We start from the raw sequence: 13,427 nt of genomic DNA, 5'->3' as shown, positions 1-13,427 counted from the left end.
CCGGTGACCTCTCACCACTCCTCCGGCAGGGTGGCGCCGACCTTCCAGTTGTCCTTGCGCTGCACCCGACGGCAGCCGTCCCTCGCGCAGCGCTGGTAGGCCGCGGCGACGAAGACCTCGCCCTTCCTCAGCGTCGGCCGCAGCACCTGCTCGGCCGCCGCGCTCTCCGCCCCGCTCTCCAGGTTCCGGAAGTCCTGCATGGTGTCGTCGCAGTTCGGGCACCGCACATACGCCATCAACGCCTCCTCGGTGGACGACCGCGGCCGCCGGCGGTACCGGACGACACGCCTCGGCAGGCCACGGGAAGGCGTCCATGATGCCCCCGGCGGCCGGCCACGGCTCCCGCCACGCGGGCATGAACCTGTGAAACGGCCGGATCGGTGAGTCGGTTCGGCCGGCGGGACGTATCCGCCCTGCGACAGACGGTCGGCCGAGACTGGGGAGGACGCTGTGCGGTTCGTGGGAGAGGGCCTGACGCAGGGGGCCGGCCGGAGCGGCGGGAGCGAGGACGAGCAGCTTCCGGAAGCCGTGCTCCGTACGCCGACGACCCTGCTGCTGGTCCGGCACGGGGAGACCGTGTGGCACGCCGAGAACCGGTACGCGGGGCTGACCGACGTGGCCCTCACCGAGCGGGGGCGAGCCCAGGCGGAGGCCCTCGGCCGGTGGGCCGCCGCCCACCCCGTGGACGCCGTCTGGACGTCCCGCCTCTCCCGCGCCACGGCCACCGCCGACCCCGCCTGCCGGGCCCTGGGCCTCACCGCGCGACGCGAACCCGCGCTGCGCGAGTGCGACTTCGGGGTGGTCGAGGGCCGTACGCTCGCGGAGTTCGCCCTCACCGATCCGCAACGGGCCGAGGCCTTCCTGGCGGACCCCGTCGGGCATCCCTTCCCGGAGGCCGAGGATCCGCGGACCGCCGCCGCCCGCGGCAGTGCCGCCCTGCGCCGGATCGCCGCCGCCCACGAGGGCGGGCGCGTCCTGGTCGTCGCCCACAACACACTGCTGCGGCTGGCCCTGTGCCGGCTGCTGTCCATCCCCCTGGAGCACTACCGGCGGGTCTTTCCCCGGTTGCTCAACACCGCCGTGAGCGAGATCCGCATGGAGGGATCGAGCACGGCGCTCGTGTCGCTGAACGTGCCCTGTGAGCCGTAGGGACATCCCGGCCTCGGCCGCGAGCCAGCCCTGACGCGGAACGGGAGAGCCCCCGCGCGTCACGTCCTCGCGGGGGCTTCCCTCTTTCCGCCCGCCTGCGTGAAGGGTGAGAAGACGATCACGAGGCAGGACGCTTCACGGCCGCCTCAGGGGGCGAGCAGCAACACGTCGGCGCGGGACTTCGCGGCCTCGTAGCGCCTGGCGACGTCCTGCCAGTTGACGACCTGCCACATCGCCTCGACGAAGTCGACCTTCTGGTTCCTGTACTGGAGGTAGAAGGCGTGCTCCCAGGCGTCGAAGACGAGGATCGGGGTGGAGCCCTGGCCGACGTTGCCCTGGTGGTCGTAGACCTGCTCGACGATCAGCCGGCCGCTGAGCGGCTCATAGGCGAGGACACCCCAGCCGGAGCCCTGGGTGGTGGCGGCGGCCTTCGACAGCTGCGCCCTGAAGTGCGCGAAGGAGCCGAAGGACTCGGTGATCGCGTCCGCGAGCTCGCCCACACCGTCCGCCGCGAGGGGCTCGCCGCCGCCCTCGCCGGTCATGTTGTGCCAGTAGATGCTGTGCAGGATGTGCCCGGACAGGTGGAAGGCCAGGTTCTTCTCCAGGCCGTTGAGGGACCCCCACTGCTCCTTGTCCCGCGCCTCCGCCAGCTGCTCCAGCGTGTCATTGGCGCCCTTCACATAGGCGGCGTGGTGCTTGTCGTGGTGCAGCTCGATGATCTCCGGGCTGATCACGGGGGCGAGCGCGGAGTAGTCGTAGGGCAGCTCAGGGAGCGTGTAGACGGGCATGGCGGGTTCCCCTCCGAACCTCTTATTGCAAGAAGCTTGCAACTACACGCTAGCAACAAAAAGACTGCGCGGGCAGCAAGAAGGCCCCCACGCGCGTCGCGTGAGGGCCTCGGGCGAAGGGCGGCGGCGGGTCAGCCGCCGGCGCGCCTGCGCTGCCAGAGGTACCCGGCCGCCGCCAGGAACGCCGTCATCCCGCCCGTCGAGTACAGCTGCACCCGCGTGCCCGGCTCGCGAGCCATCAGGACGAACACCGCCGCCATGCCGGCCAGCGCCACCCAGGTCAGCACCGGGAACGCCCACATCCGCACGACCAGCTTCTCCGGGGCCTCGCGCTCCAGCCGTCCCCGCAGGCGCAGCTGGGAGACGGCGATGAAGATCCACACCACCAGGATGACCGCGCCGATCATGTTCAGCAGCCAGGGGAAGACGTCGTCGGGCCGCCAGTAGCTGAGCAGCACGCAGACGAAGCCGAAGACGCAGGAGACGAGGACGGCGGTCCGGGGAACCCCCGCCGAGACCCGGCCCAGCGCCTTCGGCCCCTGGCCGCGCTCCACGAGGGAGTAGGCGATGCGCGAGGCGCCGTAGATGTTGGCGTTCATCGCCGACAGCAGGGCGGCCAGGACGACGACGTTCATCAGCTGTCCGGCGCCCGGGATGCCGAGCTGGTCCAGGGCGGCGACGTACGGGCCCTTCTCGACGACCTCCTTCGAGTCCCAGGGGACGAGGGTGACGATGACCGCCATCGAGCCGATGTAGAACAGCGCGATGCGCCACATCGCCGTACGCACCGCGCTCGCCACGCCGCGCACCGGATCCTCCGACTCGGCGGCGGCGATGGTGACGGTCTCCAGGCCGCCGTAGGCGAAGACGGAGGCGAGGAGGCCGACGACCAGGCCCTCGCCGCCGTTCGGGAGGAAGTCGGTGAGGTGCGAGGCGCCGGGGGAGTCCGTACCGGGGAGCACGCCCGCGATCGCCAGCACGCCCAGGGCCAGGAACAACGTGATCGCGCCGACCTTCAGCGCCGCGAACCAGAACTCGAACTCGCCGAAGTTCTTCACCGCGGCCAGGTTCGCCCCGCAGAAGACCACCATGAACAGCGCCACCCACGCCCACTCGGGCGTGCCCGGCAGCCAGCCGGTGACGATCTTCGCCGCGCCGATGCCCTCCAGGCCGACGGCCGTGCAGAGCAGGACCCAGAACGACCAGCCCGCGGTGAAGCCCGCCCAGGGCCCGAGCGCCCGCTCGGCGTGCGCCGAGAAGGAACCCGAGGACGGATGGGCGGCCGACATCTCGCCCAGCATCCGCATCACCAGCATCACGAGGAGGCCGGAGAGGGTGTAGGCCAGGACGATCGAGGGACCGGCGGCGGCGATGCCCGCGCCGGAGCCGACGAACAGACCCGCGCCGATGACGCCGCCGAGGGCGATCATCGACAGATGGCGCTGCTTGAGGCCGTGGGAGAGGGCGGCGTCCGACTCGGGCGGAGTCCCTGCGGTGGTGCTGGGCATGGGCGCGGCTCGTCCAATGCGTGAGAGGGCAAAAACGCCCACAGTCTGGGCAGCCCGTCCGCTCACACGGAGGGACTGCCCACTATCCGGACAGATTCGGAACGGAGCGTGCTTACGCCGCTACGGACGTGTAGTGCGCCGCGTCCTCCTCCACCGACCAGCTCTCCCTGCCGTCGACGCCCACCGGGACGTCACAGACGTTGGCGAAACCCTACAGACGCCCGTCACTCCGTCCGCGTAGCCGGAGCCACCTCACCTCAGTGACCGGAGTCACGCAGGACCGGGTGTAACCGCGTCCCTTTGTGTGGAGCCCACCAAGTCTGTGATCGCCCGTTTGTCGACCACTGACGGTGAGCGGCCGGTGGCCGCTGGGATAGCGTCACGGTGTCCCGTACCGCCCCGACCCCGCGGAGTCCCCATGAGCACCGCCGCCACCCCCGCTCGCCCCGGACAGGTCCTCGCCGACCTTCTCCCGGCCTCCCGTGTCCGGGACGTCGCGCTCGTGCTCGGCGGTGCCGCGCTCACCGGTCTCGCCGCCCAGATCGCGGTCCCCGTCCCCGGTTCCCCGGTGCCGGTGACCGGCCAGACCTTCGCCGCGCTGCTCGTCGGCACCTCCCTGGGCGCCCGGCGCGGCTTCCTCTCCCTCGCGCTCTACGCCCTGGCGGGCGTCGCGGGCGTGCCGTGGTTCGCGGAGGGCACCTCCGGGGCGACCGCCGTCTCCTTCGGCTACGTCCTGGGCATGATCCTCGCCTCCACCGTGGTCGGCGCCCTGGCCCGCCGCGGCGCGGACCGCGGCGTGTGGCGCATGGCGGGCACGATGCTGGTGGGCGAGGCGATCATCTACGCCGTCGGCGTCCCCTACCTGGCCTACGCCGCCGACATCTCCGCCTCCGCCGCGATCGCGGCCGGCCTCACCCCGTTCCTGATAGGTGACGCCCTCAAGGCGGCCCTGGCGATGGGTCTGCTGCCCGCCGCCTGGAAGTTCGCCGACCGCTGACCTCGCGGTTCAGCCGGCGCGGAAGAGGTTCGCCGGGTCGTGATGCGACCTGACCCGGCGAGCCTCTTCCGCGTTTCCCAGCCCTGCGGTCGTGCCGGCCGCCGCTGTGACCACCACAGCCCGGCCGCCCCGGCCGCGAGCAGCGCCGCCCCGGCCACGCCGAGCGGCCACGTCCCGTCCGGGCCCGGTCCGTGGCAGTTCCTCGCCACCAAGTCCCACGGGCGTGTTGTCGGTGCCGAGCAGCAGCGGGGTGGCGGGCGCGTTCGGTGACGGGTTCGTCGCTTGTGTCGGCCCCCGGGTCGGGCGGCGGCGCCGACCGGGCCGGGTCGTCCCCCCTGACCCCCACCACCGCCTCGACCCAGGGGACGGGCCAGGCGTCCCCCACCCTCACGGTCGAGGGCACCTCCAGGCCGCCGAGCCTGCCGCCGGGCGCGCACCAGGAGGCCGGCGGGTACGCGTGGGCGACGCCCGAGGGCTGGCGGCGGGACGTGAAGACGGGCGCGGAGGTGCACTACACGTCCCCCGACGGCAGGCAGGAACTGGTCGCCAAGTCCTCTTTGGCCCGGGGCGACCTGCTGGACACCGGGCAGACGTCCGAACGGAACGCCCACCAGGGCGAGGGCTACCGCAAGATCCGACTGGAGGAGACGACGTTCCGGGGCAACCCGGCGGTCGTCTGGGAGTACGCCTTCACCCTCCAGGGCACCCCCTGGCACGCCCGCCTCCTCGGCTTCGACGAGAGCGGGAAGTCGTACCAGATCAGCACCTGGTACCAGCCGGAGGTCGAGGCGGAGGCGCGGCGCACGTACGAGAAGGTCAAGGACAGCTTCACCGTGCTGTGACACGGAAAAGGGGCCCGCGCACGGGCCCCTCTGCCAGACGGCCCGCGTTCACGGGCCCTTCCGCCGGACGGCCCGCGTTCACGGGTCCTTCCGCCGGACGGCCCGCGTACATGGGCCCTTCCGCCGGACGACTACCTGACGGCGTCCTCAAGAGCGGCGTCCTGGCCGCTCGCCGCCGTGCCGTTCCGCTTCATCCGCTCCTTCACGAAGGCGACGATCAGCACGACCGCGGCCACGAGCAGGGAGAGCAGCACGGTCTTCCGGCCGTCGTGCTCGGTGTCGGTGAGCATGTAGCCGAGCACGAACACGATCAGCGCGGCCGTCGCCCAGGTCAGGTACGGGTACAGCCACATCTTCACGACGAGCTTCTCCGGCGCCTCCGCCTGGATGATCTTCCGCATGCGCAGCTGCGAGAAGCAGATCACCAGCCAGACGAACAGTGCGACCGCACCGGAGGAGTTGACGAGGAAGAGGAAGACCGAGTCCGGGAACTTGTAGTTGAAGAACACGGCCACGAAGCCGAACGCGACGGAGGCGAGGATCGCCGTGCGCGGCACGCCGTTGGCGGTCGTGCGGGCGAAGGCCTTCGGCGCGTCCCCGCGCTGGCCGAGGGAGAAGGCCATGCGGGAGGCGGTGTAGAGACCGGAGTTGAGACAGGACAGCACCGAGGTCAGCACGATGAAGTTCATGATCTGACCGGCGTGCGGGATGCCGAGGGAGTCCAGCGCGGCGACGTACGAGCCGTCCTCGGCGATCGACTTGCTGTCCCAGGGCAGCAGGGACACCACGACGAGGATCGAGCCGAGGTAGAAGACGGCGACGCGCCAGATGATGCTGTTGGTGGCCTTGGTGACGGCCTGCTGGGGGTTCTCGGACTCACCGGCGGCGAGGGTGGCGATCTCGCTTCCCATGAAGGAGAAGACGACCAGCAGCACACCGGTGAGGATCGCCCCGGCACCGTTGGGCAGGAAGCCGCCGTGCTCGGTGAGGTTGCTCAGACCGGCCTGGTCGCTGTCGACGCCCGGCAGTACGCCGAACACGGCGAGACCGCCGATCACGATGAACGCGGCGATCGCGACGACCTTGATGCCGGCGAACCAGAACTCGAACTCGCCGTACGAGCCGACCGAGACCAGGTTGGTGGCGGTCAGCACCACCATCACGATCAGGGCCCATGCCCACTGCGGGACGGCCGGTATCCAGCCCTCGAGGATCACCGCACCGGCGGTCGCCTCGACCGCCAGCACGACGACCCAGAAGAACCAGTACAGCCAGCCGATGGAGAACCCGGCCCAGCTTCCGAGCGCGCGGTCGGCGTGCGCGGAGAAGGAACCGGAGGTCGGGTTGGCCGCGGACATCTCACCGAGCATCCGCATCACCAGCACCACGAGCGTGCCGACGAGGGCGTAGGAGAGGAGGATGCCGGGCCCGGCGGTGGCGATGCCGGAGCTCGATCCGACGAACAGGCCGGCGCCGATGACACCGCCGATGGCGATCATCGACAGGTGCCGGTTCTTGAGGCCCGCCTGAAGGCCCGACCCGGGTTCTCCGGTGCCTCCGGGGCCGTTCTCGGCCTTCGTCAGGGTCGGCTGCGAAGTCATGGAATGGATTTCCTTTGCGCCGCGTGGGGGTGTCTCCCGTACGAGCGGTGTACGGGTAGCTCAGGGGGTGTACGAGCCGGTCCAGTGAATCGGAGGTGTCGTGATTCGGGAACCTCTGAATCCGTATCGTTACTTGAGGTTTTCCTGAGGTTCTGTAGCCTGGCTCACACTTTTCGGGCATGACACCCGGCGCTGCTACCCGGCGACACGCGTGTCACACTCATCCCATGCGCGTGTATCTCGGCTCGGACCATGCGGGCTTCGAACTCAAGAACCACCTCGTCGAATGGCTGAAGGCGGCGGGTCACGACCCGGTCGACTGCGGCCCCCACATCTACGACGCCCAGGACGACTACCCGCCGTTCTGCCTCCGTGCCGCCGAGCGCACGGCCGCGGACACCGACTCCCTCGGTATCGTGATCGGCGGCTCCGGCAACGGCGAGCAGATCGCGGCGAACAAGGTCAAGGGCGTGCGCGCGGCCCTCGCGTGGAGCGAGGAGACGGCGTCGCTGGGCCGCCAGCACAACAACGCCAACGTCGTCGCCGTCGGCGCGCGCATGCACACGACGGAGGAGGCGACGAAATTCGTCGAGACCTTCCTCAACACGCCGTTCTCCGGTGACGAGCGCCACATCCGCCGCATCGACATGCTGGCGTCCTACGAGACCACGGGCGACCTGCCCCCGATCCCGGCCCACCACCCGCAGCAGTAGGCCGCCCGCCCGCCGCAGCGGAACTCCTGCCCGTGCGGCGACGCACGGGCATCCCGCACCCGAGCCGACGTCTCCGGCGGCCCCGCACCCGAGCCGACGTCTCCGGAACGTCTCCGGCGGCACCTGCCGCCCGGAGCAACGTCTCCAGCGGCCGACGGGCAGCGCCCGAGCCACCGTCTCCAGCGGTCCGCATCGCCCGAGGCCACGGTTCCGGCGAGTCCCCGCGACTCCCGCCACTGAGCCGACGGTCCGGCCGCCGGCGCGGCAGCGCGTGGGCAGCCCGGCCATGCGGCCGGCTTGTGTGGCAGCGCGGGGTAGTCCGGCTATGCGGGCCGACGGTTTCGGTGGCTGCTTTTCCTCGGCGTCACGGTCCTGGCGTCGGCCGCTGATCCCGCGCCCACTGGGTCGGCCGCCTCGTCGCCGAGCAAACGCCTCGGCCGCTTGTGTGGCAGCGCGGGGCAGTCCGGCTATGCGGGCCGACGGTTTCGGTGGCTGCCTTTCGTCGACGTCACGGCCCTGGCGATGGTCTCCGACCTCGCGCCCACGAGGTCGGCGGCCCCGTCGTCGAGCCGACGCCTCGGCCGCTCGTGCGGCAGTGCGTGGGCAGCCCATGCCCCTCGTGCCGACGGCTCCTGCGGCCCGTCGCCTGAGCTCACAGTCCCGGCGGCTCCCGGCGCCCCGGTGCCATGGCCTGGGCCGGAGCCCTCGTCGGGACGGCGGGCGCGGAGCCCTATGCGAGTGTGCGAGCCTTGCCAGGTGCGGGGCTCGAGCGCCGGGATCGGGGTCCGCTCTCCGTCCGACCGAGTCGGGCGGGTTGATGGCGAGCCGGCCGGGGTCCGGGGCGGAGCCCCGGGGCGACGTGCACTCCTCACTCGACAGAGTCGGGCGGGTGGGTGGGCAGAACACACGAAGGGACGACCACGTTGCCAGAAGGGCACACGATCCACCGCTTGGCCCAGGACTACGCCCGCTTCATCGGCGAAGCCACCCTCACGAGCCCCCAGGGCAAGTTCTCCGACGCCGCCGCCCTCCTGACCGGCACGGCCCTGCGCACCACCGAGGCCCACGGCAAGCACCTCTTCCTGGGCTTCGGCAACGACACCTGGATCCACATCCACCTCGGCCTCTTCGGCAAGGTCACCTTCGGCGACGCCCCCGCGCCCCCGCCCACGGACACCGTCCGCCTCCGCGTCGCCAACCCCACCGCCTACGTCGACCTCCGCGGCCCCACGACCTGCGCCCTGATCACGGACGACGAGAAGCAGGCGATACACGCCCGCCTCGGCCCGGACCCCCTCCGCGCCGACGCCGACCCCGACACCGCGTACCGCCGCATCTCCCGCAGCCGTACCACGATCGCGGCCCTCCTCATGGACCAGAAGATCATCGCGGGCGTGGGCAACGTCTACCGCGCCGAAGTCCTCTTCCGCCACGGCATCGACCCGTACCGCCCGGGCAGGGACGTCACCCCGGCCGAGTGGAGGGCGATCTGGTCGGACCTGGTCACCCTCATGCGCGAGGGCGTCCGCACCAACCGCATCGACACGGTCCGCCCGGAACACACCCCGGAAGCGATGGGCCGCCCGCCCCGCGTCGACGACCACGGCGGCGAGGTCTACGTCTACCGCCGCACCGACCAGCCCTGTCACCTCTGCGGTGACGAGGTCCGCACCGCCGGCCTCGCCGCCCGCAACCTCTTCTGGTGCGCGACCTGCCAGAAGAACTGACGCGGACCGGCGACCACCCGGAGCGGTCGGGCGCCGGCTAGAACCCGTGCGGCAGCCAGGGCGCCACCGCGCTCCCGAAGCCCACGGCCGCCTCCCCCAGCGCCCCGGACCGCAGCTCCCGCACCCGCCCGGCCGCAGCCAGCGAGGAGAGGCTCACACCCCCGAGGTACGCGGCCCCCAATTCCCGCGCGGACAGGGAGAGATCAGCCGCATCGGCCGTACGCGTGCAACTCGCCCCCTTCGCGTCGCCGGACAGCCGCCAGCGTCCCGTGTTCCACGGGCAGAAGGCGTCCTCCACCTCCAGCACCACGTCCACCGGCGCCTGGTACGTCCGCGCCTCCAGCGCGGCCCCGACGTCCACCAGCCGTACGTACAACGAGTCCCGTACCCGCAGCCGGCACCGCCGTAGGTCGGAGACGAGATGCTGCCAGGCCTCGTCGACCGGCCGCCCCCGCACCTTCAGCGAGGTCGTGAGGTCGATCCCGAACAGGAACCGCCACAGCGCCGCCCCCGCCACGGGCTCCAGCGCGGCCAGATCCTGCAGCACCACCTGCCCGTTGTGCCCGGTCTCGGTCCACTCCGGCCGGACCCGGAACCGCGCGTAGCCGACGACCTCCCCGCTCCGCTCGGCGACCACGCACTGCAGCGGCGACGCCCCACCCCGCTCGCTCTCCGGATCGAGCACCCCGAGCCTTTCCCACCCGGGCCGCCGCGCGAGCATCCCGGCCCGCAGCGGCACGGTCCCCGCGTACACCGCCTCGCACGCGCCGAGGGCGTCGACGGGGTCGGCGTACCGCAGCCGTACGTCGTCCGTCCCGGCCGGCACGGACAGCCGTACCCGGCTGGTGTCGATCTCGCCGGTCAGCCCGAAGGTCGCCGCGCCGTACCCGAACCGCCCGTAGATCGCTGCCTCGGAGGCGGTGAGCACGGCCAGCGGCTCACCCCACGCGCGGATGTCGTCCAGCTGCCGCCGCATCATCCGCGTCAGGATGCCGCGTCGCCGGTGCGTGGCCAGGACGCCGACCATCGTCACGCCCGCGGCCGGCACCGAGGCCCCACCGGGCACCGTCAGCCGGAAGTCGAACGCCCCGGCCGTCCCCACCAGCTCGTCCCCGTCCCACGCCCCGAAGGACCGCTCGCACGGCGTCAGCCTTCTCCACAGCGCACGTTCCTCGTCCGACTCGTCGACTCCGCCGAAGGCGCGCAGCAGGGTGCCGTACCACGTGTCCCAGTCCTGCGGCCGCAGCACCCGCAGATCGGCGGCCGAGTCTCCAGGGCCCGTCCGGCCCGTCCCGCCCGTCGCGCCCCCGGCACCCGCCGCGCCCGTCGCCTCAGTCGTCATGGACCATGCCTAGCAGCCCAATGCGGGACGAGCCAGGGAATTTCTCCCTCTGTGCGGCGTGAGCGCTTTCCGTGCCGTTCACTGTGAAGTTGAGCTCGGACGGGGGACAAGTGGGACCTCCCGTGCCAAGCGGCGGGTCGGATGGATAGGGTCCCGAACTGATGGCGGTAGGACGACAGCGGCGCGCGGCGGCCGAGACGTGGGCGGCCCGGTTCAGGCACCTGGTGCACCGGGTCCGCACCGGCGTGCGCAGAAGCGCCGTGGACTACTTCCGCGGCGACGGTTCGGACTGGATCGCGCTGGCCGGCCTGCTGCTCACCGTCCCGCTGATCGCGGCCACCACCCTCGCCAACTCGGTGTGGTGCTCGCCGGCCGCGCTCGTCCTGCCGATCGTGGCCGGCGGCCTCCTGCTGCGCCCGGCGAGCCTGCTCGGTCTGTACGCGGCGGCGGCCACGGCGCTCATCGTGGAGTCGGTCCAGCTGGGCCCGTACACGGAGGGCCCGTCCCGCGTCACGCCGGGTGTCGTCCTGGTGGTCGCGGCCTGCGGATTGTTCGGCCTGCTCATCGCCCAGTTCCGCAGCCGGGTCGGCGTGCCCTGGCGGCGCGGCGGCACCATGCTCTTCGACCTGCGCGAACGCATCCGGGTGCAGAGCAAGCTGCCGAAGCTGCCGCAGGGCTGGCACCGGGAGATGGCGCTGCGGCCCGCGGGGGGCCAGTCGTTCTCCGGTGACTTCGTTGTCGCGGCCCGGACGAACGGCGGCCGCACCCTGGAGGTCGTCCTCACGGACGTCTCCGGCAAGGGCATGGACGCGGGCTCCCGCGCCCTCCTGCTGTCCGGCGCCTTCGGCGGTCTGCTCGGCAGCCTTCCCCCGCACGCCTTCCTGCCCGCCGCCAACGGCTACCTCCTCCGCCAGGACTGGGAGGAGGGCTTCGCGACCTCCATCCATCTCGTCCTCGACCTCGACTCCGGCGACTACGAGCTGTACTCCGCCGGTCATCCGCCGGGCCTCCAGCTCAGCGCGGGCAGCGGCCGCTGGGAGGAGAAGGCCGCGGAAGGCCCGCTGCTCGGGGTGTACGAGGGCGCCCAGTTCGACCCCGTGAAGGGGTCGCTCCGCCCCGGGGACGTGCTGATGCTCTTCACCGACGGCCTGGTGGAGACCTCCGACCGGGACATCGTCGAGGGCATCGACCGCCTGACCGGCGAGGCCGACCGCTACGTCGCCGGCGGCTTCCAGGGCGCCGCCTGGCACCTGATCGAGGCGGTCGCCAAGGACGTCAACGACGACCGGGCCCTGCTGCTCATCTGCCGCGAGGGGCCGACGGCGACCGCGCTGCGCTGACGATTCGTCACCTACGCCCCCCTATGACCTCATGGTCCGGTCATGTGTTTGTACCACTCCCGGAACAACGACCGGTTCCCGATTGCACCGGCAATCGGGGAGTTGCTACAGATGGGACGCGTACGGATGTGACAGGCAGATCCCAGCGGGGGAGGCGGGTTCGACATGAAGTTCGACATGGGCGCGCAGACGCTGTCGACGCTGGCGCGTGATTCGCGCGGGTCCAGTGACGATCTCGGCACGTTGATCCGGCAGTTGGTGCAGGCGGCGCAGCCCCTGGAGGGGAAGTTCAACGGAACGGGTCGGGTGATGTTCGACCAGTTCAAGGCGCGCGCGGACGAGATCACGAACGACCTGAACTCCTCCCTGTCGGCCATCCTGGGTGGTCAGACGGGCATGGAGTCGGCGTTCAGCTCCGGTGACCAGGAGCAGGGCGACAACGCGCGCCAGCAGATGGCGGCCGCGAACTTCGACGCCGCGCGTTTCGGCGCGCGCTGAGTCGTCCGGTGGCCTGAGGCCGGTTTCCGGTCAGGTTCTTCTTTCTTCTCACGGGGAGTGGTGTGTGATGGCGGGTGCGGGTGCTGATCGTCGTTCGTACGACACGGGTGCGTCCGGGGACGCGCAGGGCAACATCCAGTCGGTGATCGCGCGGCTGGAGGAGGTCATCGGCCAGCGCGACCGTCAGGTGGCGGCCGCGATGGCGGACTTCACGGCGGACGGTGTCGCGGACGAGTACCACGGCAAGGAGCAGCGGTGGAACCGCGCTTCGAACGAGGTGCGGAACATCATCGGTCTGCTGAAGACCACGCTGGAGCAGAACGACGGCACGGCGCAGTCGACGCTGTCGCGGGCGAAGGCCGCGGTCGACAACATCGGCTGACGTACGGACACAGGTGTGTTGCCGACTTACGGGGGTGAGTGGTGCCCGGTTGGGATCTGAACCCGCAGGGGATCTCGGGTGTGCTGAAGACGACGGGGGAGACGGCGTCGAACCTGCAGAAGCACGCGACGGCGTTCGGTGAGCATCTGACGTCGGCGGCGTCCAGCGCGGGCACCATCTCGGCTGACGCCGCCCCCGCCGGCGAGCAGGCGCAGGGCGGCCTGGTGGCCCTGGCGCTGTCGCAGTTCGCGGAACGGGCGTCGAAGGACCTGTCGTTCGTCGCGGCCCGCGCGGGCAAGTCGCTGCAGGGCGTGGTCGACGCGACGACGGCGTACCTGAACGGTGACGAGGAGATGGCGGCCGAGGCGCAGCGCAACACGCTGAAGGCGCCGAAACCCGACATGCCGGGGGTGGGCAAGGCGTGATCAATCCGGAAGAGATCCCGCAGTTCACCGGCAATCTCTTCCAACTGGAGTTGGATCATGCCGCGTTGAGGGCGGATGCGGGTGCTGTGCGGGACACGGGTGCGGATGTGCACAG

General features: G+C 71.4%; 14 protein-coding genes and 1 pseudogene. 9 read left to right on the top strand and 6 right to left on the bottom strand.

Annotated elements, in window-relative coordinates; all coding sequences use genetic code 11:
* Positions 1-11 precede the first annotated feature (11 nt).
* The gene (locus tag ACIHAR_RS38150; RefSeq protein ID WP_365471363.1) at positions 12-236 is read right to left on the bottom strand and encodes a hypothetical protein; all 225 of its coding nucleotides are present in this window, start codon (positions 234-236) and stop codon (positions 12-14) included.
* Between the two features lie 292 nt (positions 237-528).
* On the opposite strand from ACIHAR_RS38150, the gene ACIHAR_RS38145 reads away from it, so the two are divergent.
* Positions 529-1,149, top strand: coding sequence for a histidine phosphatase family protein (locus ACIHAR_RS38145; RefSeq protein WP_365471409.1), 621 nt, complete (start codon positions 529-531; stop codon positions 1,147-1,149).
* Positions 1,150-1,295: 146 nt separating this feature from the next.
* On the opposite strand, the gene ACIHAR_RS38140 is transcribed toward ACIHAR_RS38145, so the two are convergent.
* Positions 1,296-1,937, bottom strand: coding sequence for a superoxide dismutase (locus ACIHAR_RS38140; RefSeq protein ID WP_365471360.1), 642 nt, complete (start codon positions 1,935-1,937; stop codon positions 1,296-1,298).
* Positions 1,938-2,068: 131 nt separating this feature from the next.
* A complete protein-coding gene (locus ACIHAR_RS38135) occupies positions 2,069-3,445 on the bottom strand; it encodes an amino acid permease (RefSeq protein ID WP_365471357.1) in 1,377 nt (458 codons plus the stop codon).
* Positions 3,446-3,863: 418 nt separating this feature from the next.
* Between ACIHAR_RS38135 and ACIHAR_RS38130 the strand changes: the two genes are divergently transcribed.
* Positions 3,864-4,442, top strand: coding sequence for a biotin transporter BioY (locus ACIHAR_RS38130; RefSeq protein ID WP_400023822.1), 579 nt, complete (start codon positions 3,864-3,866; stop codon positions 4,440-4,442).
* Positions 4,443-4,531: 89 nt separating this feature from the next.
* Here ACIHAR_RS38130 and ACIHAR_RS38125 read toward each other — a convergent pair.
* Positions 4,532-4,733 (bottom strand): annotated as a pseudogene (locus ACIHAR_RS38125) (LPXTG cell wall anchor domain-containing protein); the annotation flags it as partial.
* Here ACIHAR_RS38125 and ACIHAR_RS38120 point away from each other — a divergent pair.
* Positions 4,727-5,284: a hypothetical protein gene (locus ACIHAR_RS38120; RefSeq protein ID WP_400023820.1), complete on the top strand. Its 558-nt coding sequence runs from the start codon at positions 4,727-4,729 to the stop codon at positions 5,282-5,284. The pseudogene ACIHAR_RS38125 and the gene ACIHAR_RS38120 sit on opposite strands and share 7 nt — an antisense overlap.
* Before the next feature lie 131 nt (positions 5,285-5,415).
* On the opposite strand, the gene ACIHAR_RS38115 is transcribed toward ACIHAR_RS38120, so the two are convergent.
* Complete coding sequence (locus tag ACIHAR_RS38115; RefSeq protein ID WP_365471348.1) at positions 5,416-6,885, bottom strand: amino acid permease; 1,470 nt, start codon at positions 6,883-6,885, stop codon at positions 5,416-5,418.
* Positions 6,886-7,112: 227 nt separating this feature from the next.
* On the opposite strand from ACIHAR_RS38115, the gene ACIHAR_RS38110 reads away from it, so the two are divergent.
* Positions 7,113-7,598, top strand: a complete 486-nt coding sequence (locus ACIHAR_RS38110) for a ribose-5-phosphate isomerase (protein WP_365471345.1) — start codon at positions 7,113-7,115, stop codon at positions 7,596-7,598.
* A 923-nt stretch (positions 7,599-8,521) separates the two neighbouring features.
* Positions 8,522-9,325 carry an Fpg/Nei family DNA glycosylase gene (locus ACIHAR_RS38105; RefSeq protein WP_388758214.1) on the top strand — a complete coding sequence of 268 codons (804 nt, stop codon included), beginning with the start codon at positions 8,522-8,524 and terminating at the stop codon, positions 9,323-9,325.
* Between the two features lie 37 nt (positions 9,326-9,362).
* Here ACIHAR_RS38105 and ACIHAR_RS38100 read toward each other — a convergent pair whose 3' ends face one another.
* Entirely contained in the window at positions 9,363-10,574 is a 1,212-nt protein-coding gene (locus ACIHAR_RS38100; RefSeq protein WP_400023841.1) for a GNAT family N-acetyltransferase, read from the bottom strand.
* 254 nt (positions 10,575-10,828) lie between these two features.
* Between ACIHAR_RS38100 and ACIHAR_RS38095 the strand changes: the two genes are divergently transcribed.
* From ACIHAR_RS38095 to ACIHAR_RS38080, 4 genes are all read left to right on the top strand, one after another.
* Positions 10,829-12,007, top strand: coding sequence for a PP2C family protein-serine/threonine phosphatase (locus tag ACIHAR_RS38095; protein ID WP_365473241.1), 1,179 nt, complete (start codon positions 10,829-10,831; stop codon positions 12,005-12,007).
* Positions 12,008-12,172: 165 nt separating this feature from the next.
* A complete protein-coding gene (locus ACIHAR_RS38090) occupies positions 12,173-12,505 on the top strand; it encodes a hypothetical protein (protein ID WP_365473244.1) in 333 nt (110 codons plus the stop codon).
* A 67-nt stretch (positions 12,506-12,572) separates the two neighbouring features.
* Positions 12,573-12,887, top strand: a complete 315-nt coding sequence (locus ACIHAR_RS38085; protein WP_365473247.1) for a pore-forming ESAT-6 family protein — start codon at positions 12,573-12,575, stop codon at positions 12,885-12,887.
* Positions 12,888-12,925: 38 nt separating this feature from the next.
* Positions 12,926-13,312 (top strand): DUF6507 family protein, encoded by a 387-nt coding sequence (locus tag ACIHAR_RS38080; RefSeq protein ID WP_365473250.1) that lies wholly within the window; start codon positions 12,926-12,928, stop codon positions 13,310-13,312.
* Positions 13,313-13,427: the final 115 nt, after the last annotated feature.

This window comes from Streptomyces sp. NPDC052016 (assembly GCF_044548445.1).
Taxonomy (GTDB): domain Bacteria; phylum Actinomycetota; class Actinomycetes; order Streptomycetales; family Streptomycetaceae; genus Streptomyces.
This window is presented reverse-complemented; position numbering and strand designations above follow the sequence as displayed.

Coding starts and splice junctions, on each gene's coding strand:
- ACIHAR_RS38110 (WP_365471345.1), top strand. CDS start 7,113: ATGCGCGTGTATCTCGGCTCGGACCATGCGGGCTTCGAACTCAAGAAC.
- ACIHAR_RS38115 (WP_365471348.1), bottom strand. CDS start 6,885: ATGACTTCGCAGCCGACCCTGACGAAGGCCGAGAACGGCCCCGGAGGC.
- ACIHAR_RS38095 (WP_365473241.1), top strand. CDS start 10,829: ATGGCGGTAGGACGACAGCGGCGCGCGGCGGCCGAGACGTGGGCGGCC.
- ACIHAR_RS38130 (WP_400023822.1), top strand. CDS start 3,864: ATGAGCACCGCCGCCACCCCCGCTCGCCCCGGACAGGTCCTCGCCGAC.
- ACIHAR_RS38085 (WP_365473247.1), top strand. CDS start 12,573: ATGGCGGGTGCGGGTGCTGATCGTCGTTCGTACGACACGGGTGCGTCC.
- ACIHAR_RS38090 (WP_365473244.1), top strand. CDS start 12,173: ATGAAGTTCGACATGGGCGCGCAGACGCTGTCGACGCTGGCGCGTGAT.
- ACIHAR_RS38140 (WP_365471360.1), bottom strand. CDS start 1,937: ATGCCCGTCTACACGCTCCCTGAGCTGCCCTACGACTACTCCGCGCTC.
- ACIHAR_RS38135 (WP_365471357.1), bottom strand. CDS start 3,445: ATGCCCAGCACCACCGCAGGGACTCCGCCCGAGTCGGACGCCGCCCTC.
- ACIHAR_RS38150 (WP_365471363.1), bottom strand. CDS start 236: ATGGCGTATGTGCGGTGCCCGAACTGCGACGACACCATGCAGGACTTC.